The organism is Candidatus Nitrosopumilus sp. (assembly GCF_965263415.1).
In the GTDB taxonomy this organism is placed as follows: domain Archaea; phylum Thermoproteota; class Nitrososphaeria; order Nitrososphaerales; family Nitrosopumilaceae; genus Nitrosopumilus.
Genome location: NZ_OZ253671.1, coordinates 1,492,095 through 1,518,658, shown reverse-complemented (window position 1 = coordinate 1,518,658; position 26,564 = coordinate 1,492,095). Strand labels below are relative to the sequence as shown.

Sequence of the window (26,564 nt, the reverse complement as noted above, 5' to 3'; positions counted from 1 at the left end):
TCTCACTAATCCAACGTTTTGGACATGTATGGCACATATAACGAATACCCTAACTTTTGATAATATTCTCTTGTTCCAACTGCACTGATTACCAATAATTTCTTTGCATCAAATTCTTCTTTTGAAATCTTTTCTGCTTCTTTCATCAAATTCTTACCCAATCCTGAATGCTGAATTTCTTTTTCCTCTTTTTCTCCAATTTTTAATGATTTTCCATAAACATGGAGTTCTCTTACAATACATGAATCGTTACTTACTTCATCTCTATGTGCATCTGTACTTGGTTTTCTTAATCTCAAAAATCCATAAATTGACTCATTTTTGTCTTCATAAGACAAGAACACTTCTTTCCCCCCTGAAGAATCATAATCAATTCTGTTTAACTTGATATCTTCAGGCTCTGATTTCTTGTTTAATCCTGCTTCCCGACATCTAATACATTTGCATTTCATTCCTTGTTTTGCCAAATTCTGATGTACAATCTGTCTTAGATTTCCTGATTTTGGGCCTGCAATAATCTCATTTGGGGAAATTTCTCTTTGAACACGCATGATTCTGACCCATTTTGGGATGTTTTTCTTTGCTTCTGTTAGAACTTGAATCATATCTTCATCTGAATATGGGGCATACTTTCCATCTTTGTATTCTTGATACATTGGAGTATTTTCAATAACTAATGATGGGTATATCTTGAGCATATCTGGACGTAACTGTGAATCTGAAAATAGTTTCTTAAAATCCTCAATGTCTTCTTTTGGTGTCATTGTTGGTAATCCTGGCATCATATGTGCAACAATTTTGTATCCTGCATCTTTTGAAATTTGAAATGATTCTACTACATCATTGTAATTGTGACCTCTGTTAACAATATCATAAACTCTTTCTTGCAGTGATTGCACGCCAATCTCTATTCTTGTTATTCCGTAATCTAACATCCAATCTACATGTTCTTTTTTACAAAAATCTGGTTTTGTTTCAATTGTAAATCCGACATTTCTTATTAAGGCATGTTCATTGTTTGATTTTGCTTCTTCCAAATTTTTAGAGTCTGTACCATTTAGTGCATCATAACATGATTTGATGAAATTCTCTTGATAATCTCTGGGCATAAAGAGAAATGTTCCTCCGACAATTACTATCTCCATCTTTGATGGGTCATGCCCAAATGCAATTAGTTTATCAATTTTTGTTGTGATTTGTAATTTTGGATCATATTCGTTTTCAATCGCATTTAGAGTTGATGGTTCATTTCCTGTATAGCTGTTTGGTGAATTAAATTCAATTCCTCCTGGACAATATGTACATCTTCCATGTGGACATGCATATGGTTTTGGCATTAATGCAACTACTGCAACACCTGATGCTGTTTTTGCTGGTTTTTTTAACAAAACTTTTCTGAGTTTATCAAATTCTGATTCTTTTGCCATTGAAAGTATTTCATGATTTCTTGGAATTCTTTCAAGTGAGTATTTTGCACAAATTTTCTTTATCTCTTCTTTTACTTGCTTTTTGCTTGGTTCGTTAATTGTTAGCAGATTTTGAGTAATTTCACTACATGCCTTTGAGAATACCGAATCTAACTTACTCATGGGTAATCACACTGAATTGGACATAAATTCGTTAAATAATTTCGCTAATTTTGAGCCTATCGTCGCCTAGTTTTCTTTTTTGATTTGGATGTTTTTCTAACTACTTTTCTCTTCACTGTCTTTTTCTTTGCAGCAGTCTTTCTCTTCACAGTCTTTTTAGCTGGTTTTCTCTTCACTGTCTTTTTCTTTGCAGCAGTCTTTCTCTTCACAGTCTTTTTAGCTGGTTTTCTCTTCACTGTCTTTTTCTTTGCAGCAGTCTTTCTCTTCACAGTCTTTTTAGCTGGTTTTCTCTTCACTGTCTTTTTCTTTGCAGCAGTCTTTCTCTTCACAGTCTTTTTAGCTGGTTTTCTCTTCACTGTCTTTTTCTTTGCAGCAGTCTTTCTCTTCACAGTCTTTTTAGCTGGTTTTCTCTTCACTGTCTTTTTCTTTGCAGCAGTCTTTCTCTTCACAGTCTTTTTAGCTGGTTTTCTTGAAATAGTTACTTTAAGATTCTTTAATTCATTTAACTCATCTTGAATTTTTTTGATCTCTGCAACCATTCTTTCTTTGAATGGTTGACTGTTTGTATCACCTGACATGTTACTAATTTTCACGAATTTTTGTAGAATTTAAGACTTTGCTGAACTATTCTGGTTTTTGCTCTATGCTTTGTTCTGGTTCGCCACTTCCACTTCTCTGTTCTTTTCTGTATTCCATCTTTAACCAAATTGGTGTAATTATTGTTGTAACTGCAACCATGATTACAATTGTAGAGTATACTTCTGACGTTAAAACTCCTGCAGTAACTCCTACACCTGCAACAATTAATCCTACTTCTCCTCTTGAAATCATTCCAATACCTACCCTCATTCCCTGAGCTTTATTTTTCAAGAAGAACATTGCTGGCAGTCCACAACCTAACAACTTTGTAACAATTGCAACTGCAATGATTACTCCACTAATCATCAAAATATTCAAGTCAACTGCACGCAGGTCTACTTGTGCTCCAATAATTGCAAAGAATAACGGCGCAAAAATCAAACCAATCTTTCCAATATAATTTTCAACCTTTTCAAACACTTTGGTAGTTGATAATGCCATTCCTACTGCAAACGCACCCACAATCGGTGATAACCCAATTGAGCCTGCAAGCGCTGCAGCACCAAAGAACGACGCTGTCGCAATTCCTTCTACACTGCCCTTTGCCTTCCATAATCTTGGAGTAATGACTTTGGGAATTACTATTACTGCGACAACTAACATGATCGCAAAGAATCCTAATACTTGCAAAATTGTTATCATCACATCTGTGATTACTATGCTTTCAATTCCTGCATCTGAACCTGTAATTGAAATTACTACTGACAATACTGCAATTGCTAAAATGTCATCAACTACTGCTGCACCGATGATCAATCTAGCTTCCGGCGCCTTTAACTTGCCAAATTCACTAAGTACCTGAATAGAAATTGCAATACTGGTAGCTGTAAGCGCTGTCGCAATCAACATTGACTCTAATGCTTCAAAACCAAAGAATCCGAAAATCATAAAACCCGCAAAGAACGGGACTACTACCCCTAGCGTTCCAACAGTAAACGACGCCTTTCCGCCTTTCAGGAATTCCTTTGGTGTCATCTCTAATCCTGCCATAAACAAAATTACAATTGCCCCCATCTCTCCTAGAATTTTTATCTCATCGTTGATATGCAACAACTGTTTTCCATCTAAAATGAAAAATTGACCTAACGCAAATGGTCCAACAATCATTCCTGCTAATAATTCACCTAACACAATTGGAAGTTTTAATCTCAAGAAAAGTTCTGCCATTAATTTGGCTGCAAAAAGAAGTATTCCAATCCCGATGATTGTTTCAATAAAATGTGCATCTGCAGCCATCTTTCTCTTATTGTTCTGGAGAAATCTGTAATATAAGGCGATACTAGGTTGAAAATTATTTTACTATTGTTAAATTAAGCAATTTTTTGCAAATTTACAAAAACGCCTTTCTTTGAAACAATCTGACCTATCTCTTGACTTGTGATCTTGTGTTTTTTGAATATTGATTTGATTCGTACTGCCTGATCTTTTGGTGCCACTACACAAAACCCTACTCCCATATTGAATGTCTTGTACATTTCTGTAGATTTCACTCCTTGCTCTTCAATGAGGCTCATAATTGGTGGGATTTTTGGCAAAGAATCTATCTCATAGCCTATTTTCTTGAGGCGCAATAGTTTGGTAAATGAGCCTCCAGTAATGTGTGCCAAACCATTAATCTTGCATTTTTCAACCATCTCTAAAACTGGTTTTGTATAGATTTCAGTTGGCTTTAGTAGCGCATCTCCTATAGTTCCAACCCCTTTTACTTTATCTTTAACTGAATATTTTTTCAACAATGCTTTTCTTGCAAGTGAATAACCGTTTGAGTGAATCCCTGTGCTGTTTGCCCCAATTATTATATCCCCTGATTTGATTTTATTTCCAAGCACCATTTGTTTTTTCTCTACTAACCCAACAACCATCCCTGCTAAATCAAATGCAAAACCTTTTCCTTCTATAACATCTGGCATGATTGCAGTTTCTCCACCTACAATTGGCATTGCAGATTTCTTTGCACCTTTAACTAATCCTTCTACAATCTTTTTGAAAATTGGCACGTCATTTTTGTTTGCAGCAATATAATCTACAAATGATATTGGTGTTGCACCAATACAGATTATATCATTAACATTCATTGCAACACAGTCAATTCCTATTGTGTTGTATTTTTTCATCATGTTTGCAATTACTACTTTTGTTCCAACGCCATCCGTATGTGTTGCTAACAATTTCCCCCCTGGAATCTCTACAATTCCTGCATAATGTCCAAACCCATGAGCTATCTTTGCTTTTTTCTGAAGTTTATGAGTTGATGAAATCAGTTTACCTATTGCCATCTGGCTTTGTTTAATTTTAGAAATGTCTACTCCTGCTTTTTTGTAGGTTAGAGCCATAGTTTGTTGCCCTTTTGATGTGAATAAAAGAATTTGCCCCTCGTTTCGATCACATATACATTCCAGCTATTTCTTCTCTGTGCTCTACGTATTTTTGAGATAATTCACTAAATTCTGAATGAATTCTCTCTTTTTCCTCTTGCATATCTGTTGTATCTATATTCATATCGTAGAATCGATTTAGAGCCTCAATCAGAGTTACTGCAGCTGCAGAGTCTGTTGTATCTCTACTTGCTTTTGCCAATAATGTTAATCCTTGGATTTCTCTTACCAAACATTCGTTTAGTATTCCTCCTGGAATCCCTGTGATGAATCCTTGTGGAATCATACTGATGTCTTTGTCTGCCATAGTCCTTATCAAATCTTCTTCTGCAGCGCAGTATGCTTTATCATCGTGTTCAGTACTTGCAACTCCGTCTAAAATTACAATCTCTTTTGATCCTTTTGTTGCTGCCCAATCTAAAATTGACGCAACTAACGAATAAAGTCCTTCCATTTTTAATGTAATTTCACAAATTATTGCACAGACTGTTCCTTCTTTGTTTGCATAGAATCTAAATGGATGACGTAATCTGCCTCTCATAAACACAGTTGATGGTGGGAGATATTTTGATCTCATCACTGCAATTTCATCCATATCTAATTTCTCAATTATATGATTGATTGCAACTGGTCCTACAAGACCTGCACCAACAAATCCTGCAAAAATTACTGGACTTTTTAATTCTGTTTCTTTTATCTCAAAGACTTCAGCTTCTGGAAATTCTTTTGGCACTGTTTACGTCGATTTGTTCTGTCTAATTACTATACTGACTAAGTATTTTGTACACTTTTTGTTAGACAGAATTTAGTAATATTTCTGTAATAATTAGAACTTAAGACCAAAAACGGTTAGTTTTTGGTGACAGTTCCAATGATGTATTTTTAGAAAAATAGTATTTAGCATATCCTGATGATTTGTATGAATCATTTCTACGTGTCTTTTTTATGTAAATTATGTCTAGTTATTTTGTACACTTGATGGGAGTCATTCATCAAACCTGTGCCAGACCATGCGTTTCTGTCAGGTCATTTTTGACCTGACTTTTACCATTACTTTGTTCGTAGAACTCGAAATTTTACTAATAATTCATCAGTGCCCGCTAAATATCAAAATCCCAAATTTCTGTGCATGAGGGGCATAGGATACATGTTTGCAGTTGGTATATTTTTCACAATTTTTCTAAATTCTGCATATGCTCAAACTATGGAAGATCAAACAACTTTATCTGGAGATCTTCAAAACAATCCTGTTGCTCAAGACATTCTTAAAAAAATTGAACAAAGTAAAAAATGGATTGCAAAAATAGAACAAAGAAACTTTGAAGATTCTAAACGACAATTGGAATTAGAACAAAAACGTGCTGAAGTTTTGCAAAGTTTAGAAGATGATTTAAGAAAATGGGAGGAACTTTGGGGTTACTATACATTTGACAATGTACTTGAAAGAGCATTAGAAAATAGTCCTGCAAAAGACACTTCTAGCATTTATGATCATCCTCTAAAATTTACTGCTTCAAAGATTGATGCTGGAAGAGAAGCCTTGCAAAAAGTCATCTTAGTTGGTGGAGGTCCTGAGGAAGCAAGAGATGCATTTGTCAAAGCTGCCAAAATAACAAGATCTGAAATGGTATCTGTAAATGCACTTTACAATGTCCTACACAATAATGCTTACTATAATCAACAAGTACTCTTTGAATCTGATGGTAAATTCAATTATGAATTATCTGGAGAAGAACTGAGAAAATATTATCGAGACTTTAGAACAAACCCTGCATATTTTGAAGCAAATCCTTTTGATGAAATCTCTTGGGAAGATCTTGGCAGAACAAGCTCTAGTACTGAATGCAGATCAGGACACGTTTTAGTTTATAGAACTCATGCAGATGATTATGTTTGTACAACAGAATACACAGCTGAGATGTGGATGCGACACAATATGGGAAAAATTGTTGATGATTCTCATGAAAAATCATATGGTGTTTTGACTGAAGAGAAGTTAAACAACGATAGAATTTTACAAAAAGCAGATAGTTTAAACTCAAAAATCCAATCAATACAAAATCATTATGAAGAACAGATTTCAGAAATTATTGCCAAATATGATTCCCTTTTGATTGATATTGCCTTAGAAATGCAGGCTGAAGAAAAACAAATTCTTGAAAATTCCCTTCTGTCTGATGATGCTTCAAAAAATACGACCAGTCAACAAATTATCAATATTAGAGAAAAGTTTGATGTACTTGAAAAAAACACCCTTGATGAAAAAGATAATGTGTTGAAGATTTTAGAGAATCAACATATTGCCTCTATAGATGAATTTGTATCTCTCTATGAATTTGATGATGAAATCAAGATGGACTGGAATTCTGACTATCCCATTTTTTACCCTTCTGCATCTTATTTCCCACAAAAATCTGACTTAAGTTTGATGATATATACTAGTTTTGATAATGATGTTTTTGATTTTGTTATAGATGACACCAGTTTAAGAAATGCATTTGGTGAAAAAATGCATTCACTAAAACCTGGTCAATTAATCCAGATCACTTCTGATGTTTCAAATCATGATGATGTCTCAAAAAAATTTGTATATCTAGTTGAAATCAAAGATGAACAAAACCAAATTGTTCAACCCTTAAAGTGGATAACTGGCCAACTTGATTCAAATCAATCTCTTAACTTGGGATTGTCTTGGATTCCTCAAAACTCTGGTAATTTTTATGCAGATGTTTTTGTTGGAACTAGCTTGGATTTTGTATCTCATACAGAAACCCTTTCAATTTCTGTAATTCCACCAGATCATTTGTCCTAAACTTGATGTTTAGTTGTTTTTTTGCATAAAGAGATTCAGCATTGTATGTCCTTTGTCTGTAATTGTATAGATCATGTTTGATCCAACTGCCTCTTTTCTGACAAAGTTGTAATCCACACATAGGTGAAGATAGTTCAGAAATGACTTTTTCATTCTGATCTTTGATTTTGAATACAATTCTGAAAACGTCATTGGGTTTCCTCTTAACTGATACAGTAATTTCAATAACGATAACGTGCTGTAATCTCTAGTTCTTGCTTTTACTGCTCCTAGGATTTCCTCATCTCTTTTGATTATGAAATCTTCGAATTGTTCTGCCACTTCTAGTGGTACGTATGTTAGTCTTGCTCTCATCATACCGTATGGTACGGTACATTACTTTATTAGTCTTTAACTTGAGCTTTGTTGATCTTTCTAGCTGATTTTTTTACACCTGTATTTGATGACTGTCCATCAATTCATCATGTATGAACTGAATACGATCTACTATTATTTGTGATAATGGACTAATGTCATAAATAGCCCATTTTTTTGAAAATTATTTGTGAAGAAAATAGAGGCTGTAATTAGAAGGAAGAATTTTCCAACAATCAAATCTAATTTGCATATTCTTGGCAGTTACATTATCGATAAACGAAATTTAGAAGACAGTAACATCTATGATGAATCAAAAGGTTCTCGTGTTGGCTCTACTGGACTCAAATCAATTCCTTTAGCTAAAATCGAAATGGTGGTACCTAACAAAGATGCTAGAAAAGTAGTTGAAATGATTTCAAAAAATTCTGGATTGACTGCAAACCATGGTGGGAAAATCTTTGTCTCTGAAATGGAAGAAGTTGTTGACATGGAAACAAATGATGCTACACAGGATCTTGAACTTATCTTAGATGAAAAACCTCCATCAGTACAATTGCCAAAACGAAGTAGATTTGTTCCATTACAAAAATTCACTTTACATAAACTCCAAGTAATCTATGAAGAAAACAAAGAAACACTTCGTACTGATTATAGAATAAAATCATTTAGTGATTTTGTTAATCATTGTATTATGAAATATCTCCCAACATTAGAAAAACAACTAAAGAATTCTACAATTGTTTACGAAAACAATTTTGGAGATTTTTGATTTCTAGAAAATATAATCTGAAAATAACCACAAACCAACTAAAGTTAGACCTACTCCTGCCATGATCACTTTTGCAATGAATATTTTTCTAGAAGTCTTCATATGAAGAATAATAAAATTGGTGGTATAACAATTATTCCAATGATTGCAGCCACTTTAGGATAATCTTTAGGTTCAATTGGTTGCATCTTTTCTCTTTTGAATAATTTACTTTTACGAATATTCATACTAAATCACATAACCGTTTCTTCGCCTTCTGCATCACTTGCAATATCTACTGCACGCAAAACTTGTGAGACAAAAATCTTACCAATTCTACCATTATCTTTGATTATCTTTACTACTTCATCCTCTCTAGCATCTGGGATAATAGCTGTAATGAAGTATTTCTCAGTAAATTGCGGAACAAAAATTTCACTTCCTTTTGATGCGTGAATTTCTGGGGCTGGTCTCTTTCCTCTTCCTCTTACTTTAGTAACAGTAAGGCCTCCTATTCCTATCTTCTTTAATTCCTCACTTATTGCCATTACATCATTTTCACCAAGAATGGCTTCTATTTTGAGCATTTGATAATTGTAATTTCAACTTGATAAATATAATTTCTGATTTTGTAAATCAAATGATTATCATTTGACAATCAAATTAGGATATTGTTATTAATTAAAAACTAATTTTTTTTGCTAATGGTACTTGATTCTGGAGATACAGCGTGGATGCTTGTAGCTGGAAGTCTTGTATTGCTTATGATCCCTGCATTGGGTCTTTTTGAATCTGGTTTATTGAGAAAGAAAAATGCAGCTTCAATTTTCATGCAAATCTTTTTCGGATTGGCACTTTTGAGTGTCATGTGGTTTGTATTTGGATTTAGTTTATCTTTTAGTCCTTCAGAACATGGTTTGATTGGAGATATGGAATGGGTATTCCTTAAGGGAGTTCCATCTGATGATTCGTTACCATTTGCTCCAACTATTCCTGGTGTATTGTTTGTAAAATTCCAGTTGATGTTTGCATGTATTACTCCATTGCTTCTTACAGGAACAATTGCTGAAAGAATGAAGTTTAGTTCCTTTATTGTATTCATTACTGCATGGTCTATGTTGATCTACTATCCTCTTGTCCACTGGGTATGGGGTGGCGGTTGGTTAGCCCAATTAGGTGTTGTAGACTTTGCGGGTGGCATTGTAATTCACACTAGTGTTGGTATGGCTGCTTTAGCTGCTGCCATAGTATTGGGAAAAAGAAGAAATTATGGCCCTGCTATTATGATTCCTCACAGTATTCCCCTTGCAGTTCTTGGATCTTCCTTGCTATGGCTTGGATGGTTCGGATTTAATGCAGGTAGTGCTCTTGCAGCGTCTGGTGGTGTTGCAGGTAACACTGTAATTGTAACTCACATGGCTTCTTCTGTATCAGCTTTAATTTGGGGAGGGCTTTCATGGGTAAGAACAGGAAAGCCATCTGTTGTTGCTACTATTAATGGTGCAATTGCTGGTCTTGCTGGTATTACTCCTGCATCAGGATTTGTTAGTGCTGAACATGCGTTTGTAATTGGAATTGCAATCGGTGTAATCTCTTACTCTGGTGTAGTGTTATTCAAAGAGAAATTACACATAGATGACGCACTTGATGTCAGCTCAGTTCACGGTGTTGCAGGTATTGTAGGTTCTCTAGCAATTGGTATCTTTGCAAGTACTGTGATTAATCCTGGCGGTGTTGATGGATTGCTGTTTGGTAATCCTGATCAACTATGGATTCAAGCAGTAGGTGTTGCAGTTGCTGCAGCAATTGGATTTGGTGGTACGTGGATACTAATGCAGGTAATCAAACATCTTATTGGAATCCGTGTTAGTGCGCGTGTTGAAGATGTTGGTCTTGACATAAGTGAACATGCGGAGTCTGCGTATTCTGATGAAGAAGAATTCATGTTAGACATGGAGACATATACTGATTCATTACAAGAAAAAGATGAAATCTTTAGAAAGAAGAAATAGATTTGGTGTGTTTTCTTGGGAATTAATCATGATGAACTTACAAAAAAAATTCTTGCTTTAGACCCTCAAGTAAGATTTGCTGGTGTTGCAAACAATAAAGGCGAATTAGTTGCTGGAGGACAAAAAGATGATGTTGAAAAATTACTTGCTGAAGATGATGTAAAGATGTCTATTCACTATGCTTTACAAAAACGAGATTTGTATACCAACTTGGCATACCGAATAGGAAATGAGACTTCATCAATTACTGAGTATGAAAAAGTCACAATGATTACTGTACCGATAAGCTCTAGTGAGTTATTTTTGATTAGTACTGAACCTCGTGCAGATTATTTGAAAATAATTGACGCAGTACGTTCTGAACTAGATTCTACTGGTGATTAATTTAACACGTCGAATTACAGTTACAATGGATGATGAATTGGTAAAGAAAATCTATACTCTTCAATCAAAAGAAATTAGAAAATCTCAAAAACACATCAGTTTCTCACATGTCCTTAATTCTCAATTAAAACGGGCTCTGAAATAGAGAATTTTAGGCTCATTTTTTCATTATTTTGTGCCTAACCTGATTTGATAGTTTAGAAATTAACTCTAATTGCTTGAATTGTAAAATTCTAGTGAATGATTCCCTTTAAACCCCTAAACCCTAAAACTTTCTTGTGGAAATTGTAATCAGTGCAGTTCTTACTGTTGTAGGATTGGCGATGTTATGTTTTGGTGGTAACTGGCTAGTTAGCGGCGGTGTTACTATTGCACGAAAATTCCGTATCAGTAATCTTGTAATTGGTATGACTATTGTTGCATATGGTACTTCTACTCCTGAACTTGCAGCAAGTATTGCAGCTGCTGGAGAACACAGTGCAATTATTTTGGGAAATATCATTGGAAGCAATATTGCAAATGTCGGTATGGTGATTGGTATTGCTGCAATCCTTGTCCCACTTGCAATTCACAAATCTGTACTTCGAAAAGAAATCCCAATCATGTTGGGTGTTTCTGTTTTACTAATTTTAATTTCAATTGATGGTGAATTGTCAAATTATGATGGAATATTGTTACTTGTTGGTCTTGGTGTATTTGGAGTTTATACTTTCAAAGATGCAATGAAACGTCGAGAAGATGCCAAAGATGATGTTTCAGAAGGTAGCAAGAATGTATATCTCAAGTCTATTGGATTAATTGGACTTGGCATTGGTCTCTTGTATATTGGTGCATTTTTGACAGTTGAAAATGCCGTAGTTCTTGCCAAAGAATTTGGATTATCTGAAAAAATCATTGGGTTGACAGTAATTGCAATTGGAACTTCTCTTCCAGAATTAATTACATCAATTATTGCAATCAGAAAAGGACACAGTGATATCGGTATAGGAAACATCATTGGTAGTAACATCTACAACATTTTGATGATAATGGGTGTTGGTGCTACTCTTGGTGGTGTTATAATTTCAGATGATGTTTATGTAGACTATGCAATTATGATTTTGTTTAGCCTTTCATTACTAATCGGGCTAAAAACAGGCATAATTAACAGAGTTATGGGTGTGTGCCTGGCAATAGGGTATGTTACATACCTTGTCTTGACATTTTTCAAATGATTTGTATTTTCATTCACTAAATTGAGATTACTTTGATTTTTTCTGTTTTTATTGATGGTGTAATTGATGGTAATGATGCCCATTGGATAACATTTTGTTGATCATTTCCAATATCTGAAATGTTTTTCAACATTGTTGGAAGATTGTGAATTATTCTAACTGATTTTCCAGGATTTTTAATTTCTCCATCTTCAATAATTCTAACCCCACTTCTTGCAGTACATGAAAAGTCTCCTTTGATGGGGTTTACTGCATATGTGTACCATAATCTGCCAACTAATATTCCATGTTTTGTATCTTTGATCATATCTTCTTGTGAAGATTTTCCTGAATCAACTTTTAGATTATGTGGTGCTGAAATTGAAATTGGTTCTGAACTTCTACCCATTGGAGAGCCAATCCTGGAACCATTCCCTGTAGATTTTTCATTTTCTTTATAACTATCAAACAAATTTGAGAATGTATTTCTGAAAATCCCATTTTCAATTAAATTATTTTTTTGTGTACTAATTCCTTCATCATCAACTGATTTTGTTCCTACTCCTTCGGCAATGTATGGATCATCTGTTAAGTTAAAATCACTAACTGCAATCTCTTCATCAAAATCATTTGAAAAACAACTCTTTTTTTCTGAAAATGTTTTAAAATTAAAATTTGATGACACAACAAATGCTAATAATTCCCCTACTGAATATGGTTCAAAAATTATGTCATAAGTATCTGAATCAATTTTTTTAGGATTTATTGACTCGATACACATCTTTTTTGCATCTTTGCCAATCTGCTTTTCTGCAAAGTTTGCCAAGGTTCTGCCACTACCATGACCAATACCTGATACTGGCAAAACCCCGTGTTCTGATTCAGCATTAATAATTCCTGAAATGTATGTTGATTTGTCATTAAATGAAAGCCCATTGGAATTTTCAATCTCAAAAAACTCTGAAACTATGTTTAGTGAACCTGTAATCGTATTAATTTTCTTAGAATTTGCTGAATTTATTATAGATTGTGCGATATCCATCATTTCTGAGCCTGAAATTTTATCTAATTTCTCATCATATGTTCCCTCTAGATTTCTATTTGATACGGTTGTGGGTAATCCTTGCCAAAACTCCCTTGGTCTAAGATTTGATATTGTTGAAAATGCCAAATCAATTGATTTTTCCATATCTTCTTTTTTTGTAGTTTGAATGGATGCAATTTTTTTGTCATGAATTATTCTTATTCCAAAACTCTCATCAAAATTTTGTTTAATCTCTGCAATCTCTGAATCAGTAATTCTTATTGTTGTAATATTTTTTTTAACAGAAACTATTTCACATTCGTCGATTTGTTTTTTCCTTGAATGCTGTAATGCCTTTTCTAAGGCAGACAATTATTTTCTCCTTGGATTTTCATAATTGAATTTATTTATTTTAATTAATTCTGTATATGACCCAAACTGTGATGTGTTTGAGATTTTATCTAACTCATCTTCGGGTTCTGTGTCATCTTCAAACTTTCGCAATATTTTGTATTTTGTGTTTCTTTCAGCTGGGGTTCTTTTAATTTCTCTTATCATTCGTCTAATTTCTTTTGGTTTTAACAATTGTCCATGTTCTGAACCTGCAGAAGTTGAAATACTTTCATTGATCAAAGTTCCTCCAAAGTCATTAGCTCCCCACATCAATAATAGTTGAGACATTTTTTGTCCTTCTTTAACCCAAGACATCTGTATGTTGTTGATGTGATTGTTTAACATTATTCTCGCAATTGCATGTGTGAGTAAGACATCATTTCCACTACCTCCTTGTTTGATTCCTTCATGCAATTGATGTTTGTACATTGGCGCTTCTGTATGAATAAAATTGAGTGGAACAAACTCTGTAAATCCTCCGGTCTCTTTTTGAATATCTCTTAATTTCTCAATGTGCTTTACTCTATCTTCTTGTGATTCCAAGTGTCCAAACATCATAGTTGATGTTGTGCTTATTCCCATTTTGTGGGCGTTTTTGATGACTTTTTCCCAGTCTTTTACGCTTATTCTACCTGGTGAAATTTTGTCTCTTAGTTCTTGGTCTAAAATCTCAGCTGACGTTCCTGGAAGTGTATCTACCCCTGCTTCTTTCATTCGTTTCAGAAATTCTTCTATCTCTACTCCTGAACGCGTTGCGCCATACAGGATTTCTTCTGGTGAAAATCCATGAATGTGAATATCTGGAACTTCTTTTTTGATTTCTCTGCAAATATTTTCATAAACATCTCCTTCCATGTCTGGTGGAAGACCTGCTTGGACACAGACTTCTGTTGCTCCTAGTTGATGTGCTTCTTTTGTTCTACGTACAATTTCTTCAGTTGGAAGAAAATACCCTTCTTCTTCTCTAAAGTCTCTGCTAAATGCACAAAACCCACATTGTTTTATACACACATTTGTAAAATTGATGTTCCTGTTTACTACATAAGATACAATATCCCCAACTCTTCTCTTTCTTAACTCGTCTGCAACTAATCCTACTAGATGAAAATCAATACCTACTGTGTCATACAACTCTAGTCCTTCTTTTGATGTGATCTCTTTTTCTGAAAGTGCTCTGTTTAGAATCTCTGAAACAACTGGATCTGCATTCTTGAAAAGTGAATCTATGTTTAGTGTCATCTCCAATACTCCTCTTTTACTAGACCTTCCTCATTTTGAATCTCTTTCATTTTTTCTTGTAACTCTTTACTAATAAAAGAAAAGAATTCTGGATATATTGGAAATCTACATTTCAAATCAAATCCTGCATTTTTTGAATTTTCATCTACTTTGTTAATTTCTGGCCAAGAAAATTCGGGATTTACAAAGTCAGGAGTTAATGGAGATATTCCTCCCCAATCATTAATCCCTACAGACAAAAAACTCTGATAAGACTTTGGAGAAAGATTTGGTGGAATCTGTATATTCATCTCTGGCATGATTATTCTAGATAGGGCAACAATTGTTTTGAAATATTTTTCATCAGCAGATGGCTCATCTTTCATTTTAGTGTCTTGTTTTGGTTGGAAATTTTGTAAAATTATCTCTTGAATGTTTCCGTATTTTTGATGTAATTCTTTGATTGCTAATAATGAATCAATGATTTCTTCTATTGTCTCCCCAATTCCTACAAGAATTCCTGTAGTCATTGGAATGTGTAGTTTTCCAGAATTTTCTAAAATATCTAATCTTGATTTTGGTCTCTTGCTTGCTGCCAAGTAATGTGGCATTCCTTTTTCTGTTAATCTTTCACTGATATTCTCAAGCATTAACCCCATTGACACATTTGTTTTCTTTAATTCCTTCATCTCTTCAAAATTCAAATTACCTGCATTAGTGTGAGGAAAAAGTCCTTTTTCCAATGCGATTTCTGATGCATGAATTAGATATTCTGAAGTTGATGAAAATCCATTTTCTTTTAGCCAATCTTTTGCTTCTTGATATCTTTGTTCAGGCTGTTCTCCTGTTACAAATAATGCTTCAACACATCTGTATTTTTTTGCAAGTTCTAATAATTCTGTAATTTGTTGTTTTGACATTAGAGATAGTTTTTCTTCTCCTGGCTCTGCTTTGTATGTACAATATGAACAACTATCTTTACAAAGATTAACAATGTTGAAGAATGCTTTTTTTGAAAATGTTACAGAATTCCCCTTGTATTTTTTTCTTAGAACTTGTGCTGTTGAAAAAAGTTCACTTGGGTTTTTTATTGCATTATGGTAAATTTCTAAAATACTCTGACGAGAGATTTCTTTATTATCTAAAACATTGTTTAAACTCTCAGAATTTAATACAAGTTTGCTCAACAAAATGATTCTTGACTATGACTATTTATGCTTGTATAGAACTAATTTCCATTTGGTCTTTCTTGAAGAATAATTGAGATGTTTGTGGTTCTGCCGTCTCTTAAAACCTCTAAAACCATCTCATCTCCCACTGATTTTGCTCTTTGAAGATGAATTAAAATATCATCTATTTTTCTTACTTCGATTCCATCTACTGCTAAAATAATATCTCCTCCCATTGGGTAACTTACTCCCTCAACATCAATTGTTTTCTCTGAACCAATCAGTCCTGCTTTTGATGCTGGACTGTCTTCTATTACTGTTACAACCAAAAAGCCTACTGCATCTGGAAGTTCTAGAACTTTTGCTAAATCAGGATCAATATCTCTTCCAGAAATTCCTATCCATGGATGTTCGTATTCTCCATCTTCAATCAATGTTGGAACAATCTTTGCAACTGTTTGTGATGGAATTGCAAATCCTACCCCTGTAAATTCTCCTGTAGCTGATTGAATTGCTGTGTTGATTCCTACAATTTCTCCTCTCATATTCAATAATGGACCTCCAGAATTTCCTGGATTGATAGCAGCATCTGTTTGAATGACATCTGGAATTGAATATCCTGAACCTGATGGAAGTAATCGTCCTAGTTGACTAACTATTCCTGATGTCATGGAGCCTGATAATCCAAATGGATTTCCTATTGCTGCAATCGGCTCTCCTACTTTGAGATTTGACGAATCTCCAATTGTTAATGGATGTAATAATGCTAAATCAGCATTTACTTTGACTACTGCAAGATCTGTAAATTCATCTGTTCCGATAATTTCTGCATTATATGATCTACCGTCAAGAAATGTTATGATGATTTTTTTTGCATCATCAATTACATGTTCGTTTGTTATAACATGTCCTTGTTTGTCAAACACAAAACCCGAACCTACTCCCCCTACCTCTGATGCTTCTTCTCTCTGTACATTAACTCTAACTACTCCTGGTTCTGATTTTTCAAATATCTCAATTAATGATATGTTTTTTGAATAAAGTGGAGCGGTTTCTGTTATTGGTCTTTGACCATCTCCTACTTGAACTTCTAGTTCTGGCGCTATCGGTTTTATTGATTCGGCATTAGATGATCCTGGAGGGAAAATAAAGAATACTGTGAAAATTATCATTACGCTTATTGCTCCTATGGCTCCCCCTACCACAATTCCAGATTTATCCATGATTTGGTAATTTTCTATTTTCTATGTAAAAGGATTGCTATACACTAATTGAACTTTGAGAATGGTCTTTCATAGAATAACTTCTTCCTCTCCACGTGACTGATGATGTTTTTTTGGCTTGCAGTAATCCGCTCAAAAATCCTAAAACTACTACAAGACTTCCAAGTGGTGCAAACAAGGCATGACTAATTTTTATCTCTAGTCCTATTTTGGCTTCAATTACTGCTCCGATGTAAATTAACAATGATGCTACAAATGATGTAACACAAAGAATTTTTGATGATAATGTTTCTGCTGGTAGCAAAATAGATGCTATAAAAATTGGAAATGGTACAAAAAGCAAAAACAATACTGCAAAGAATATTCCTATTGCAATTTTTCCACTTTGAAGATACAAAGGTACCATCAATCTTTTTAATGCATTCCATAGTGTACTCTTATCTCTTGCCCAAACTGCCTTCACTAGATGTTCTCCTCTTACCATCTTCATTTTGTAACCTAATTCCTTTACTTTTTTTCCAAGTGCACCGTCTTCAATTATTTCTTGTTTGACTCCTTCATGCATGCCGACTTGTTCATACGTACTTTTTTTCAAAATGAAAAAACTCCCAAAAAAATAACCTGTCTTTTTTGAAGGATTGTTTACATTTAGCGCAGAGAACCTTGTATGCAAAAATGTAGAAATCATTGGAAGTGTGATGTTTGTCCAAAAATCAAATGTGAGCATTTTTGGAATGGTTGATAATGCATCTAGATCAAATGACAAAAGATGCGAGACTGCAAGTGATATTACATTTGATTTGTGTGTAGTGTCTGCATCTGTGAATAGCAATAGATCTCCTGTTGCTTTTTTGTATCCTTCCATACATGCCCAATTCTTTCCCATCCATCCTTCAGGTTTCTCTCTTGCTGAAACATGAACAATTTTGGAATTTTTTTCTGCATATTCTGAAATTATTTTTGCAGTAGAATCTTCTGATGAATCATCGATTACTATGATTTCATAGTCTTTGTAATCTTGATCAATTAATGAATCCAAACATTTTCCAAGAAATTTTTCTTCATTTCTTGCAGGCAAAATTATTGATACTTTGGGAAATGTCTTTGATGTGTTTTCAAATCTGTCCAAGTATGGTGTTAATCTAAACGAATCAATCATTGTTTTTATCAAAAATACCCATGCTCCGCTTATTCCAATTAGAATTGCAGATAATGAATAATTCAAAACATCAAATGCTATTTCCATAAACTATCTCTCAATCTCTTCTTTGATGCTTTGCATGGCTTGCTCTGTGCCACTTTTTATGTGGTTTTTTATCATACCTGTAAACATTCCCATCATTCCTGTCAATTTTATATCCCATACTGTTTGAAGTGTAGTCTCATCTCCTTCTGGAATTAATGACACAATTTTTTCACCGTTGATGATTCCTTTAGTAAATTTTGCATGAATCTGTTTCATCGGATCTATGATGACTTCTTGCATGCACTTTTGATCTCGAAATGCAATTATGACTTCCCTGTTAATGACATTATCATTTTTTGAAATATTTCGAACTTCTTTTGTACCCTTCCAAAATTTTGGTTCATTATCAATATCTGAAACTATTGCCCAAACATTTTCAACTGGTGCATTGATTTTGACTTTAACTTCTATGGTAGCCATGCTACACATCACTCATTCCGCATTAAATATATTAGATTCCAACTCTATTACAAATAGACTGTGATGGGCAACATGCCTAAAATCCAGAACAGTAACTCCAGTTCTAATGGCATTTGCCATTCTTCCGTCACAGTCAATTAATCTTTGAAAGAAAATGAAACCCTCGAAATACATGCCAAAAATAGGAACCTTTGATGGTGTAGGCTTTTGGAAAAATGCATATGCACATCAACGTGGAAAACTGTTGAAAAAGGTTAACGTTCCTGAAGATCAAATTGTAGAACTTGTAAACAAAAAATACATGGAACTTCCTGCAGCACTACGATACGAAATTGAAACTAGTGGAATTGATAAAAAAGAATTACAGTAATTCGAAATTCATTTAACGGGCAAAGTTTGTGTTACTTTATGTCAAACATTTCATATGATGATTTTGCAAAACTCGATATTAGAGTTGCAAAAATTATTGCAACAGAACCTATTGAAGGAAAATCTAGAATCATCAAAGGCAAAATCGATTTAGGAAATGATGATCAACGTGATGTAATTATTGGCGGAGCACAATATTTTCAACCTGAGGAAATTGTTGGAAAAACTGTAATTGCTCTTGCAAACTTGGAGCCAAAAAAAATGGCTGGTGTAGAATCCAATGCAATGCTTTTAGCTGCAGATGTTGATGATAAACCATTTTGGTTAACTGTTGAAGAAGACATTCCGCTTGGAAGTCCTATTAAATAATTTTAGAAAGATAACCAAACTTTCTCCCTTCTTTTTAAGTAGACTCATTGATGCCTTATTTTTCTGAATTGATAATGCCCTTGGAAAATTTCTATAAAAATAGAATTACTATATAACTAGAATTTAGAAAATTAATGAAAATATGTTTGATTTATGACACTAGTCATAAATCATTAGATCTTTTTCTTCTAGTAATGCATGCAGATTGTTCACTGATCTGTAAACATCTGGTTCTTTTTTTGCTCCTGTACAGACAAGTTTTCCTGAGGAAAATAACAAAATGACTGTTTTAGGATCTAGCATTCTATGAATAAGTCCTGGAAATTGTTCTGGTTCATACATGCTTCTTGGCAATGTTCTTGCAGCTTGTTCTAAGTGAATTTTTCCACCTAGGTTAATTGATGCAACAATGTTTTGAATTTCTACAACTGCGTCTTTCTTAACCTTGATTCCCCCTTTTCGAAGTTTTTGAACAACAGTCTTTACTGCTTTTCTTGCCATCTCTTCTGATTTAGAACCAGTACATACCATTTTACCTGAAGTGAAAATTAATGTTGCAGTTTTTGGGCTCTTTAATCTGAAAACTAATCCCGGAAATTGATCAGGATGATATTCAACATCTGGAAATGTTCTTGTAATTTCATTCAAGTCCATCTTTTGATCCACCGATGCTGATGCTACTACATTTTCCACACTTACGATAGGTTTGGTTTGTGGCATATTCGATTTTTTTGTATTTTAACTATAATAAAAGCACTCGCCATCATTTTTCATATCATTAGGCGTTCTTACAATTTTTTGACCATATTCTTGGTCGACGAATGGTTTAATTGAGATCTGACGATCGTGGAATTTAGTGGATTTTACAAATTTAGACATTGACCAGTTGTTTGGAATGAAGGATGATTCCAATCCTTTAATGATGTTGATTTGGATTCTACCAATTGTCATTTTCATTTTTTATGGTCAACGAATTCAGTTGTATGTCACATCAGGTGAAATAAAAAAAGGAATCAAAAAATTAGATGAATTCCGTGAAGAATCCAGAAGTGAATTAATTACTTACATTAACAAACATTTGAATCCAAAAATTAATTCTGAAAAGAAAATTGATCAATTCTTAGAATATTTTACCATCATGCCAGTTGATATGGACCCTAATGGTATTGTTGAAAAAGTACAACATACCGTAAGATCAAGAGAAGATTATACCCGTGAACATGTGAAATCACTTTTTTCAGAAATTAATGATGCTGAATTATCCAAAGTCCAAACATTACTTGAAATTGCATCTTCATTACAAATGATTCACAAAATTATCAATCACATGTTTTTGACTGCCAAAAAACAAAACAATTATCCATTGATTTTACCACTTCAGATGATTCTTCCTTTTATAATGGAGCAAGCAGAAGCAATGAAAGAAGCAATTCCAGTATTTAAAACAGGACAACCTGTAGGTGATGGAATTGGTCCAATGGTTGTTGGAAAAATGATGTTAAATAGTCCTAAAGAAACAATTTCATTTCAGACATCACTCGCAAAAACTACATTTGAAAACAGAAATTTGTATTTATTAAAAGCAGAAGGTCCTGGGTCAACTGTTGGTAGACCTGCTGATGCATTACAATCAATTGTTTCTGAAAACAAAATTGATGCCGTAATTATGATTGATGCTGCACTAAAAATGGAAGGTGAAGATTCTGCATCTGTTGCAAGAGGATTTGGTGCAGCAATTGGTGGTATTGGAACTGAAAAATTTCACATTGAAGCAGTTGCAACTGAAAAACAAATCCCAATATTTTCTATTGTAGTAAAACAATCAGTAAAAGAAGCCATTACTTTAATGACAAAAGAAATTGCAGACCAAGCAGATGATGTACGCTCACAAGTTTATGAAATGATTAAAGAAAATACTAAAGAAGGTCAATCTGTGGTAGTTATCGGTGTTGGAAATACTGTGGGGGTACCTCAATAATGTTTTCTAAAGAAAAAATCACCATTGCTTACACTATAGAAAAATGTGAAAAATGTGACATGCAAAAGAAACGAAAATTCTCTGAAGGTGACATTTTATTTGCAGAGGTATACAAATGCAATTCCTGTGATGGAATGACTGTAATTGACAAAATATTTGGCGAAACTCTAGAGCAATAATTTATGCTTTAGTAGTCACTGTGACTCCATTTTCTGTTGGAATAAACGTATGTTCTGCCTGTGCTACTCTTTGTTCATTTACTTCAATTAAAACTGGATATGCTTGAACTGCTTTTTTCTTTACTAGAACATTTAGCAAATCCCTTGCTTCTTTCTCTTCTCTATCTTTTGTAATCCATCTTAATGCAAATGGCAACATGTTAAAATTCTCCCAGATAAAATCAAGTAGTTTATCTGCCTCAACATCTTTTGTTTTCTTTCTAGAGTTTATTGCAAAAATATTTTTTATTTGTCCATTTCTAACAAATCCTCCTCCATCTGATGTTGTAACAAAAGGTTCACATGCATATGCAGAATTTTCAGAAAGAGAAAATCCTCCAATTGACCAGATATTTGGGATGGATTTCCCTGCATGGATTGTATATTGTTCTAATGAGTGACCACTAAGATTGGCAATTGGTTTGTATCCCATTTGTTTAATTGTAGTTTCTATGGTTCTGCCAATATCACTTGCTTTTACTCCTGCTTTGATCATTGACATTGCATTTACTAATCCTTCTTCAGCTGCTTGCACTAGACCGTCATATTGTGGATCGTAACACACTGTTACTGCAGTATCTGCAATGTATCCGTTAATTTGTGCACCAAGATCAATTTTTATCAAATCTGTATCTTTGATTGTAATTGGATCATTTGGTTCTGCAGTATAGTGAGCTGCAACTTCATTGATACTAGTATTGACTGGAAATGCACATTTTGCTCCACGTTTTCTAATTTCATCTTCTACCCATTCACAAATTTCATAGACTGTTTTTCCAACCCAGTCTTTGACTCTGACCATCTCTCTTACTTCTGATGCAATCTTTCCTGCTTTGATGTACTCTTCTGTTTGCACGTCTTTGCTCCTTTGTGTGCCTTTAAAATGATTATCTGTGAAGCTTAAATTGGGCGACTTTTAGGATTTACTGGGATCGTGGTCTAGCTTGGTATGATTCTGCGTTTGGGACGCAGAGGTCGCGCGTTCAAATCTCGCCGATCCCACCATTATCTTATTATCAAATCAATTCCTTACTGATACTGCCGAGCAATGAGGAAGAGTTAGAGTAATGACTTTGATATGAAGTAAACTAATGGCTCTGAGCTCCGGCATGTTTTTATCAATTCTTTGAGGTCTTGTTTTATTGAAATTCGAGAGACGAGATATTATTTTGATTACAGGACTTTTGCTTTTTATGATTGGATTAATTCCGTTCATGAGTCCTGCTTATGCTGCACTCATTGTAATTCTCATGTATTTTGGAATCAAATTCTATGTTGCAAAGAGACGACAATTGATGGAACAAGACGTGGGTGAAGGATTGTGCCTGGAATGTGGAGCCAAAATCCGTGAAAAGAAATGTCCAAATTGTGACTCTCCCCAGGAATAATTCCTACGCAGTGCTTAAAACAGTAAAATCCTCAAAATTTGTGTGATTTTAAGATATAGGACTTTAACAACAAGCTCAACTTTTCCTCAATTCCATTCTAAAATGACTCTTTTAGTCAAAAAAATGAGGAACCAGCAATGAATCGTAATCTGTCTGTATTATTTTCTATACTTCTATTGATGGGAGTTGCTATCCCTGCATATGCCCAAACTGCAGATACCGTTGTAATTAATGAAGTTGATATTAATCCTCCTGGGGATGATTCTAAATCTATTTCTGAATGGGTTGAACTTTACAATCCTACTGACTCTGAAATTGATTTGAGTGGATGGCAAATTGCTTCAACAACTATTCTAAAGAAAACTATGACAATTGGCTCTGGAACTGTTATCGAACCTGGACAATTCTTGACTTTTTCTTATCAAAGTGTTTGGTTCACTGACATTAATGAATCCGTTGAATTAAGAGATGAAAATCGAATTGTTATTGACAAGACTCCTGTACTTTCAGACATTCAAAATGACTTTACATCTTGGCAACGAATCTATGATGGTTATGACTTAGATAATTCTGATGATTGGAAATTTGTAACATCCACATCTGGCTCTTCTAATGGAAAATTAATTGAGATACAAGAAACAGAAGAAATTACTGTAACCGTTTCACCTTCAAAATCTTCATATCTATTTGGTGAAACTGCAGTAATTGAAGGAAGTGTTTCAAAAGAAGTTTTTATTGAAAAACCATTCTTTCAACCAGAATCAATCATTGTAATTATATCTGGTCCAAATTTTGATAAAACTCTAACTTTGTATCCTGATCTGAACCTAAATTATAAAACAACTTTGAATCTACATCAAGTTTTAGGAATTAATGAAGGAAATTATGATGTACGTGTAAGTTATGCTGATGCAGTTGCAAACACTTCATTTTCTGTGGGATTTGAGTTAATCGAAGAACAAGTTCAGCAAGACGGGTCTTTGACTTTAACTACTGACAAAATTCAATATCTTCCTGGAGAGATGGTGTCTATTATTGGTGCTGCAACTGAAATCATTGAATATCAAGGAATGAAATTCACTGTTACTGATCCTGCAGGAAATATTGTCTATAATGGTAATTTATTCCCAACAAATGGTCAATTTAATACTGAAATTTACTTGTCCACTGTAAGTCCAGTCTATGGTACTTATGAGATAGTTGGAGAATATTCTGACAAATCAATAACTACAACATTTGAGGTTGCAGAAGATGTTAAAGAAGATACCATAATTTCTTTGTGGACCGATAAAGAGATCTATGGTTTGGGTGAAGTTGTAACCATTACTGGAAGATTAAACGATGTTTGGGTTGCATCCCTTGACTTGGAAATTATTCAAACAAAAAACTTGGCATTGGGCACTGGTGATCAACTTGGAGGCGGTTCTGTTCTTAAAATCCTAGATGTTGTCCGAATGGATGGTGATGGAAAATTCCAATACTCGTTCACAATTCCTGACACTGATACACGCTTAGGGGATTATCACATTAAAGTGGCAAAAGATGTAGGTTCTGCATCAAAAAGTATCAAAGTAGTAGAAGATCCTGATAATTTTGTTCCAATAACTGATCCCTTAGTTGTGACAACTAACAAACTTGTTTATGATTTTACTTTGGATAATGAACTTGTAATTCGTGGTCAGATAATGAACCCCGTTGAACGAACGAGTTTTGAAACTCCAACTGTTTTAATTTCTTTTGAAACTGAAGATGGAAAACCACTTTCAATAATTGGTGTTCCTGGTGGTATTAATCAGGGGGCTGCTGGTGGTGAAGGAAGTGTTATTGCAAATTATGAATTTACAGCTATCCCTGAAATTGGTGGTACATTTTCTGTAACTGCTGATATTAGTAGAGGTATATTTTCTGAAGGCACTTATGTGATTACTGCTCAATACCTTGATTTATCTGCAACAACTTCTTTTGATATTGGAGATGATTTGGTAAGTGGAAGTGAAGTTTCACTTGATAAGGATGTTTATGGTTTAAGTGAAGAAGTAATTGTAAGTGGTGTTATTCCAACCAGTGATAGTTCGGTAATTATTTCTGTCACAAGACCTGATGGTACAAAGACCATATATGGCACATCTGTTGACAATCAAAGATTATTTTGGACTTGGACTACTCCTGTTTCTGAAAGATATCAAACTCTAAAATCTGATGGAGAACGTGATGTTGCAGATTCTAATTTTGGAATCTATAAAATTAAAGTAGAGGGTGACACCTATAATGCTGATTTCTTATTCAAAGTGTCTGAAGATCCTGAAAATGACTCTATCTCCACTGTTCCTCTCTTTGTAACTACTGATAAATCTCTGTATCAGGCTGGAGAAAAACTACAAGTAAATGGAAATGTTATTCCACGTACACAAGGTGATGAAGGATTAGTAGTTCCTGACCGCGTCACCATTAAAGTTTTGGATGGTACTTTCCCATACCCTCTAATCCATGAAGCATCTGTTTATCCAAATCAAGGTGGAGAATTTTCAAGTTTATTTGAATTACCTGCAACTGTGTTTAGTGAGGGTTTTTACACTGTAAAAGCTATCTATTCTAAAACTCAAGTAACATCCACATTTAGTGTTGCTAATGATTTTGTATTTGGTCTTGATGAACCTGTATCCTTGCTAGCATCTACTGATAAATCTGAATATTATCCAGGTGATGCTGTTATAGTTTCTGGAAAACCAAACAAATTGATTTACTTGGATGCATATGATGTAAGTGTAATTCAAAAATCTGATGCTGAAATTACTTGCGGCTCTTTTGTTTGTGGAACTCATGTGGGAACAATAACCTCTATTCGTCCTAGTCCATCTGGTTCATTTACTTATGAATTCAATATTGTTGATTCTATTTCTTCTATTGGAACTTATGAAGTAACAATTGATGCTAACTTTGAAACAAAATCTATTCAGTTTGATGTTGTTGAAGAACCATCTGCTCCAAAATTAGAAACAGTAATTGAAAAAGAAAACAGAATTCCTGACAAAAATATTTCTATGTCTACTCCAGAAAAAACTATAGATGATGTGATCTTTTCTCCACGAGTTCTTTCTGGATCATTACTTACTCCAATTAAAGATGAAGCCCCTAATGTAAATCTCAAAGTCTCCTCTGAGAGTGGTGTTTGTATAATTGGTCCTGATGTTGATTGTCTTGTTAGTGAATCTACTAGAAAACCTGGACAAATTTATGATGTTGTTGAAGTAGATGGAATGAGCCTAAATGTTAGATATAGTGGTCCTGATGTACGCCTAGAAAAATTCAGTATTTTACCTGAATCCTCTGAATCTTTCTTGCCTGATTCTGACTGGAATGTTGAAGTACTCAAAGATGAACAAGTTTCCAGATTCTATTATAAGGTAACTTACAAAACAATAGAGTAAGTTCAAAATACT

The 26,564-nt window shown here is 34.1% G+C and carries 27 protein-coding genes and 1 tRNA gene; 12 read left to right on the top strand and 16 right to left on the bottom strand.

Going from position 1 to position 26,564, the window contains the following annotated elements; genetic code table 11:
- Nucleotides 1-5: 5 nt before the first annotated feature.
- From ACQY22_RS09715 to ACQY22_RS09695, 5 genes are all read right to left on the bottom strand, one after another.
- A complete protein-coding gene (locus ACQY22_RS09715) occupies nt 6-1,589 on the bottom strand; it encodes an elongator complex protein 3 (protein ID WP_428324485.1) in 1,584 nt (527 codons plus the stop codon).
- Between the two features lie 56 nt (nt 1,590-1,645).
- Complete coding sequence (locus tag ACQY22_RS09710; RefSeq protein WP_428324484.1) at nt 1,646-2,167, bottom strand: hypothetical protein; 522 nt, start codon at nt 2,165-2,167, stop codon at nt 1,646-1,648.
- A gap of 46 nt (nt 2,168-2,213) precedes the next feature.
- On the bottom strand, nt 2,214-3,464 hold the full coding sequence (locus ACQY22_RS09705) for a cation:proton antiporter (protein ID WP_428324483.1): 1,251 nt from the start codon (nt 3,462-3,464) through the stop codon (nt 2,214-2,216).
- 74 nt (nt 3,465-3,538) lie between these two features.
- Complete coding sequence (gene purM / locus ACQY22_RS09700; protein WP_428324482.1) at nt 3,539-4,561, bottom strand: phosphoribosylformylglycinamidine cyclo-ligase; 1,023 nt, start codon at nt 4,559-4,561, stop codon at nt 3,539-3,541.
- 49 nt (nt 4,562-4,610) lie between these two features.
- Nucleotides 4,611-5,336: a proteasome assembly chaperone family protein gene (locus ACQY22_RS09695; RefSeq protein ID WP_428324481.1), complete on the bottom strand. Its 726-nt coding sequence runs from the start codon at nt 5,334-5,336 to the stop codon at nt 4,611-4,613.
- A 396-nt stretch (nt 5,337-5,732) separates the two neighbouring features.
- Here ACQY22_RS09695 and ACQY22_RS09690 point away from each other — a divergent pair, with 396 nt between their 5' ends.
- Nucleotides 5,733-7,415 (top strand): hypothetical protein, encoded by a 1,683-nt coding sequence (locus ACQY22_RS09690; RefSeq protein ID WP_428324480.1) that lies wholly within the window; start codon nt 5,733-5,735, stop codon nt 7,413-7,415.
- Between the two features lie 9 nt (nt 7,416-7,424).
- On the opposite strand, the gene ACQY22_RS09685 is transcribed toward ACQY22_RS09690, so the two are convergent.
- Nucleotides 7,425-7,772 carry a hypothetical protein gene (locus ACQY22_RS09685; RefSeq protein ID WP_428324479.1) on the bottom strand — a complete coding sequence of 116 codons (348 nt, stop codon included), beginning with the start codon at nt 7,770-7,772 and terminating at the stop codon, nt 7,425-7,427.
- A gap of 187 nt (nt 7,773-7,959) precedes the next feature.
- Between ACQY22_RS09685 and ACQY22_RS09680 the strand changes: the two genes are divergently transcribed.
- Entirely contained in the window at nt 7,960-8,541 is a 582-nt protein-coding gene (locus ACQY22_RS09680; protein WP_428324478.1) for a P-II family nitrogen regulator, read from the top strand.
- 98 nt (nt 8,542-8,639) lie between these two features.
- On the opposite strand, the gene ACQY22_RS09675 is transcribed toward ACQY22_RS09680, so the two are convergent.
- Entirely contained in the window at nt 8,640-8,768 is a 129-nt protein-coding gene (locus tag ACQY22_RS09675; protein WP_428324477.1) for a hypothetical protein, read from the bottom strand.
- 6 nt (nt 8,769-8,774) lie between these two features.
- Nucleotides 8,775-9,107 (bottom strand): P-II family nitrogen regulator, encoded by a 333-nt coding sequence (locus tag ACQY22_RS09670; RefSeq protein ID WP_428324476.1) that lies wholly within the window; start codon nt 9,105-9,107, stop codon nt 8,775-8,777.
- Nucleotides 9,108-9,224: 117 nt separating this feature from the next.
- Between ACQY22_RS09670 and ACQY22_RS09665 the strand changes: the two genes are divergently transcribed.
- The 3 genes from ACQY22_RS09665 (at nt 9,225) to ACQY22_RS09655 (ending at nt 12,130) form a co-directional block, all read left to right on the top strand.
- Complete coding sequence (locus tag ACQY22_RS09665) at nt 9,225-10,532, top strand: ammonium transporter (RefSeq protein ID WP_428324475.1); 1,308 nt, start codon at nt 9,225-9,227, stop codon at nt 10,530-10,532.
- 15 nt (nt 10,533-10,547) lie between these two features.
- Nucleotides 10,548-10,916 carry a DUF6659 family protein gene (locus ACQY22_RS09660; RefSeq protein WP_428324474.1) on the top strand — a complete coding sequence of 123 codons (369 nt, stop codon included), beginning with the start codon at nt 10,548-10,550 and terminating at the stop codon, nt 10,914-10,916.
- A 278-nt stretch (nt 10,917-11,194) separates the two neighbouring features.
- Complete coding sequence (locus ACQY22_RS09655; protein WP_428324473.1) at nt 11,195-12,130, top strand: calcium/sodium antiporter; 936 nt, start codon at nt 11,195-11,197, stop codon at nt 12,128-12,130.
- 16 nt (nt 12,131-12,146) lie between these two features.
- Here ACQY22_RS09655 and ACQY22_RS09650 read toward each other — a convergent pair whose 3' ends face one another.
- Genes ACQY22_RS09650 through ACQY22_RS09625 form a run of 6 tightly spaced genes read right to left on the bottom strand, consistent with a single transcriptional unit; the run spans nt 12,147 to nt 18,802 of the window.
- Nucleotides 12,147-13,505 carry a TldD/PmbA family protein gene (locus tag ACQY22_RS09650; RefSeq protein WP_428324472.1) on the bottom strand — a complete coding sequence of 453 codons (1,359 nt, stop codon included), beginning with the start codon at nt 13,503-13,505 and terminating at the stop codon, nt 12,147-12,149.
- Complete coding sequence (gene cofH / locus ACQY22_RS09645) at nt 13,506-14,765, bottom strand: 5-amino-6-(D-ribitylamino)uracil--L-tyrosine 4-hydroxyphenyl transferase CofH (protein WP_428324471.1); 1,260 nt, start codon at nt 14,763-14,765, stop codon at nt 13,506-13,508.
- Nucleotides 14,762-15,931 (bottom strand): 7,8-didemethyl-8-hydroxy-5-deazariboflavin synthase subunit CofG, encoded by a 1,170-nt coding sequence (gene cofG / locus ACQY22_RS09640; RefSeq protein ID WP_428324470.1) that lies wholly within the window; start codon nt 15,929-15,931, stop codon nt 14,762-14,764. The genes cofH and cofG overlap by 4 nt, the downstream gene beginning before the upstream one ends.
- Nucleotides 15,932-15,972: 41 nt before the next feature.
- Complete coding sequence (locus ACQY22_RS09635; protein WP_428324469.1) at nt 15,973-17,136, bottom strand: S1C family serine protease; 1,164 nt, start codon at nt 17,134-17,136, stop codon at nt 15,973-15,975.
- Nucleotides 17,137-17,173: 37 nt separating this feature from the next.
- Nucleotides 17,174-18,382, bottom strand: a complete 1,209-nt coding sequence (locus tag ACQY22_RS09630; RefSeq protein WP_428324468.1) for a glycosyltransferase — start codon at nt 18,380-18,382, stop codon at nt 17,174-17,176.
- Between the two features lie 3 nt (nt 18,383-18,385).
- Entirely contained in the window at nt 18,386-18,802 is a 417-nt protein-coding gene (locus tag ACQY22_RS09625; RefSeq protein WP_428324467.1) for a type II toxin-antitoxin system RatA family toxin, read from the bottom strand.
- A gap of 172 nt (nt 18,803-18,974) precedes the next feature.
- Between ACQY22_RS09625 and ACQY22_RS09620 the strand changes: the two genes are divergently transcribed.
- Together ACQY22_RS09620 and ACQY22_RS09615 are read left to right on the top strand one after the other, a co-directional pair.
- Nucleotides 18,975-19,172 (top strand): hypothetical protein, encoded by a 198-nt coding sequence (locus ACQY22_RS09620; RefSeq protein WP_428324466.1) that lies wholly within the window; start codon nt 18,975-18,977, stop codon nt 19,170-19,172.
- Between the two features lie 38 nt (nt 19,173-19,210).
- A complete protein-coding gene (locus ACQY22_RS09615; protein ID WP_428324465.1) occupies nt 19,211-19,540 on the top strand; it encodes a tRNA-binding protein in 330 nt (109 codons plus the stop codon).
- A 159-nt stretch (nt 19,541-19,699) separates the two neighbouring features.
- Here ACQY22_RS09615 and ACQY22_RS09610 read toward each other — a convergent pair whose 3' ends face one another.
- Entirely contained in the window at nt 19,700-20,260 is a 561-nt protein-coding gene (locus ACQY22_RS09610; RefSeq protein ID WP_012214981.1) for a TATA-box-binding protein, read from the bottom strand.
- 136 nt (nt 20,261-20,396) lie between these two features.
- Between ACQY22_RS09610 and ACQY22_RS09605 the strand changes: the two genes are divergently transcribed.
- Together ACQY22_RS09605 and ACQY22_RS09600 are read left to right on the top strand one after the other, a co-directional pair.
- A complete protein-coding gene (locus tag ACQY22_RS09605; RefSeq protein ID WP_428324464.1) occupies nt 20,397-21,518 on the top strand; it encodes a DUF1512 domain-containing protein in 1,122 nt (373 codons plus the stop codon).
- Entirely contained in the window at nt 21,518-21,697 is a 180-nt protein-coding gene (locus ACQY22_RS09600) for a hypothetical protein (protein WP_428324463.1), read from the top strand. The genes ACQY22_RS09605 and ACQY22_RS09600 overlap by 1 nt, the downstream gene beginning before the upstream one ends.
- Nucleotide 21,698: 1 nt before the next feature.
- On the opposite strand, the gene map is transcribed toward ACQY22_RS09600, so the two are convergent.
- The gene (gene map, locus ACQY22_RS09595; protein ID WP_428324462.1) at nt 21,699-22,592 is read right to left on the bottom strand and encodes a type II methionyl aminopeptidase; all 894 of its coding nucleotides are present in this window, start codon (nt 22,590-22,592) and stop codon (nt 21,699-21,701) included.
- 72 nt (nt 22,593-22,664) lie between these two features.
- Between map and ACQY22_RS09590 the strand changes: the two genes are divergently transcribed.
- From ACQY22_RS09590 to ACQY22_RS09580, 3 genes are all read left to right on the top strand, one after another.
- Nucleotides 22,665-22,741, top strand: a tRNA-Pro gene (locus tag ACQY22_RS09590).
- A gap of 137 nt (nt 22,742-22,878) precedes the next feature.
- Complete coding sequence (locus ACQY22_RS09585; protein ID WP_428324461.1) at nt 22,879-23,124, top strand: hypothetical protein; 246 nt, start codon at nt 22,879-22,881, stop codon at nt 23,122-23,124.
- A 137-nt stretch (nt 23,125-23,261) separates the two neighbouring features.
- A complete protein-coding gene (locus ACQY22_RS09580) occupies nt 23,262-26,552 on the top strand; it encodes a lamin tail domain-containing protein (protein WP_428324460.1) in 3,291 nt (1,096 codons plus the stop codon).
- Nucleotides 26,553-26,564: the final 12 nt, after the last annotated feature.

Bases quoted from the DNA above. Each gene is read 5' to 3' on its own strand.
- ACQY22_RS09630 (WP_428324468.1), bottom strand. From the start codon at position 18,382: ATGGAAATAGCATTTGATGTTTTGAATTATTCATTATCTGCAATTCTA.
- ACQY22_RS09610 (WP_012214981.1), bottom strand. From the start codon at position 20,260: ATGCCACAAACCAAACCTATCGTAAGTGTGGAAAATGTAGTAGCATCA.
- cofH (WP_428324471.1), bottom strand. From the start codon at position 14,765: ATGACACTAAACATAGATTCACTTTTCAAGAATGCAGATCCAGTTGTT.
- ACQY22_RS09710 (WP_428324484.1), bottom strand. From the start codon at position 2,167: ATGTCAGGTGATACAAACAGTCAACCATTCAAAGAAAGAATGGTTGCA.
- ACQY22_RS09665 (WP_428324475.1), top strand. From the start codon at position 9,225: ATGGTACTTGATTCTGGAGATACAGCGTGGATGCTTGTAGCTGGAAGT.
- ACQY22_RS09625 (WP_428324467.1), bottom strand. From the start codon at position 18,802: ATGGCTACCATAGAAGTTAAAGTCAAAATCAATGCACCAGTTGAAAAT.
- ACQY22_RS09580 (WP_428324460.1), top strand. From the start codon at position 23,262: ATGAATCGTAATCTGTCTGTATTATTTTCTATACTTCTATTGATGGGA.
- ACQY22_RS09620 (WP_428324466.1), top strand. From the start codon at position 18,975: ATGCCAAAAATAGGAACCTTTGATGGTGTAGGCTTTTGGAAAAATGCA.
- ACQY22_RS09615 (WP_428324465.1), top strand. From the start codon at position 19,211: ATGTCAAACATTTCATATGATGATTTTGCAAAACTCGATATTAGAGTT.
- ACQY22_RS09675 (WP_428324477.1), bottom strand. From the start codon at position 8,768: ATGAATATTCGTAAAAGTAAATTATTCAAAAGAGAAAAGATGCAACCA.
- ACQY22_RS09705 (WP_428324483.1), bottom strand. From the start codon at position 3,464: ATGGCTGCAGATGCACATTTTATTGAAACAATCATCGGGATTGGAATA.
- ACQY22_RS09600 (WP_428324463.1), top strand. From the start codon at position 21,518: ATGTTTTCTAAAGAAAAAATCACCATTGCTTACACTATAGAAAAATGT.
- purM (WP_428324482.1), bottom strand. From the start codon at position 4,561: ATGGCTCTAACCTACAAAAAAGCAGGAGTAGACATTTCTAAAATTAAA.
- ACQY22_RS09685 (WP_428324479.1), bottom strand. From the start codon at position 7,772: ATGATGAGAGCAAGACTAACATACGTACCACTAGAAGTGGCAGAACAA.
- ACQY22_RS09670 (WP_428324476.1), bottom strand. From the start codon at position 9,107: ATGCTCAAAATAGAAGCCATTCTTGGTGAAAATGATGTAATGGCAATA.
- ACQY22_RS09715 (WP_428324485.1), bottom strand. From the start codon at position 1,589: ATGAGTAAGTTAGATTCGGTATTCTCAAAGGCATGTAGTGAAATTACT.
- ACQY22_RS09690 (WP_428324480.1), top strand. From the start codon at position 5,733: ATGAGGGGCATAGGATACATGTTTGCAGTTGGTATATTTTTCACAATT.
- ACQY22_RS09635 (WP_428324469.1), bottom strand. From the start codon at position 17,136: ATGGATAAATCTGGAATTGTGGTAGGGGGAGCCATAGGAGCAATAAGC.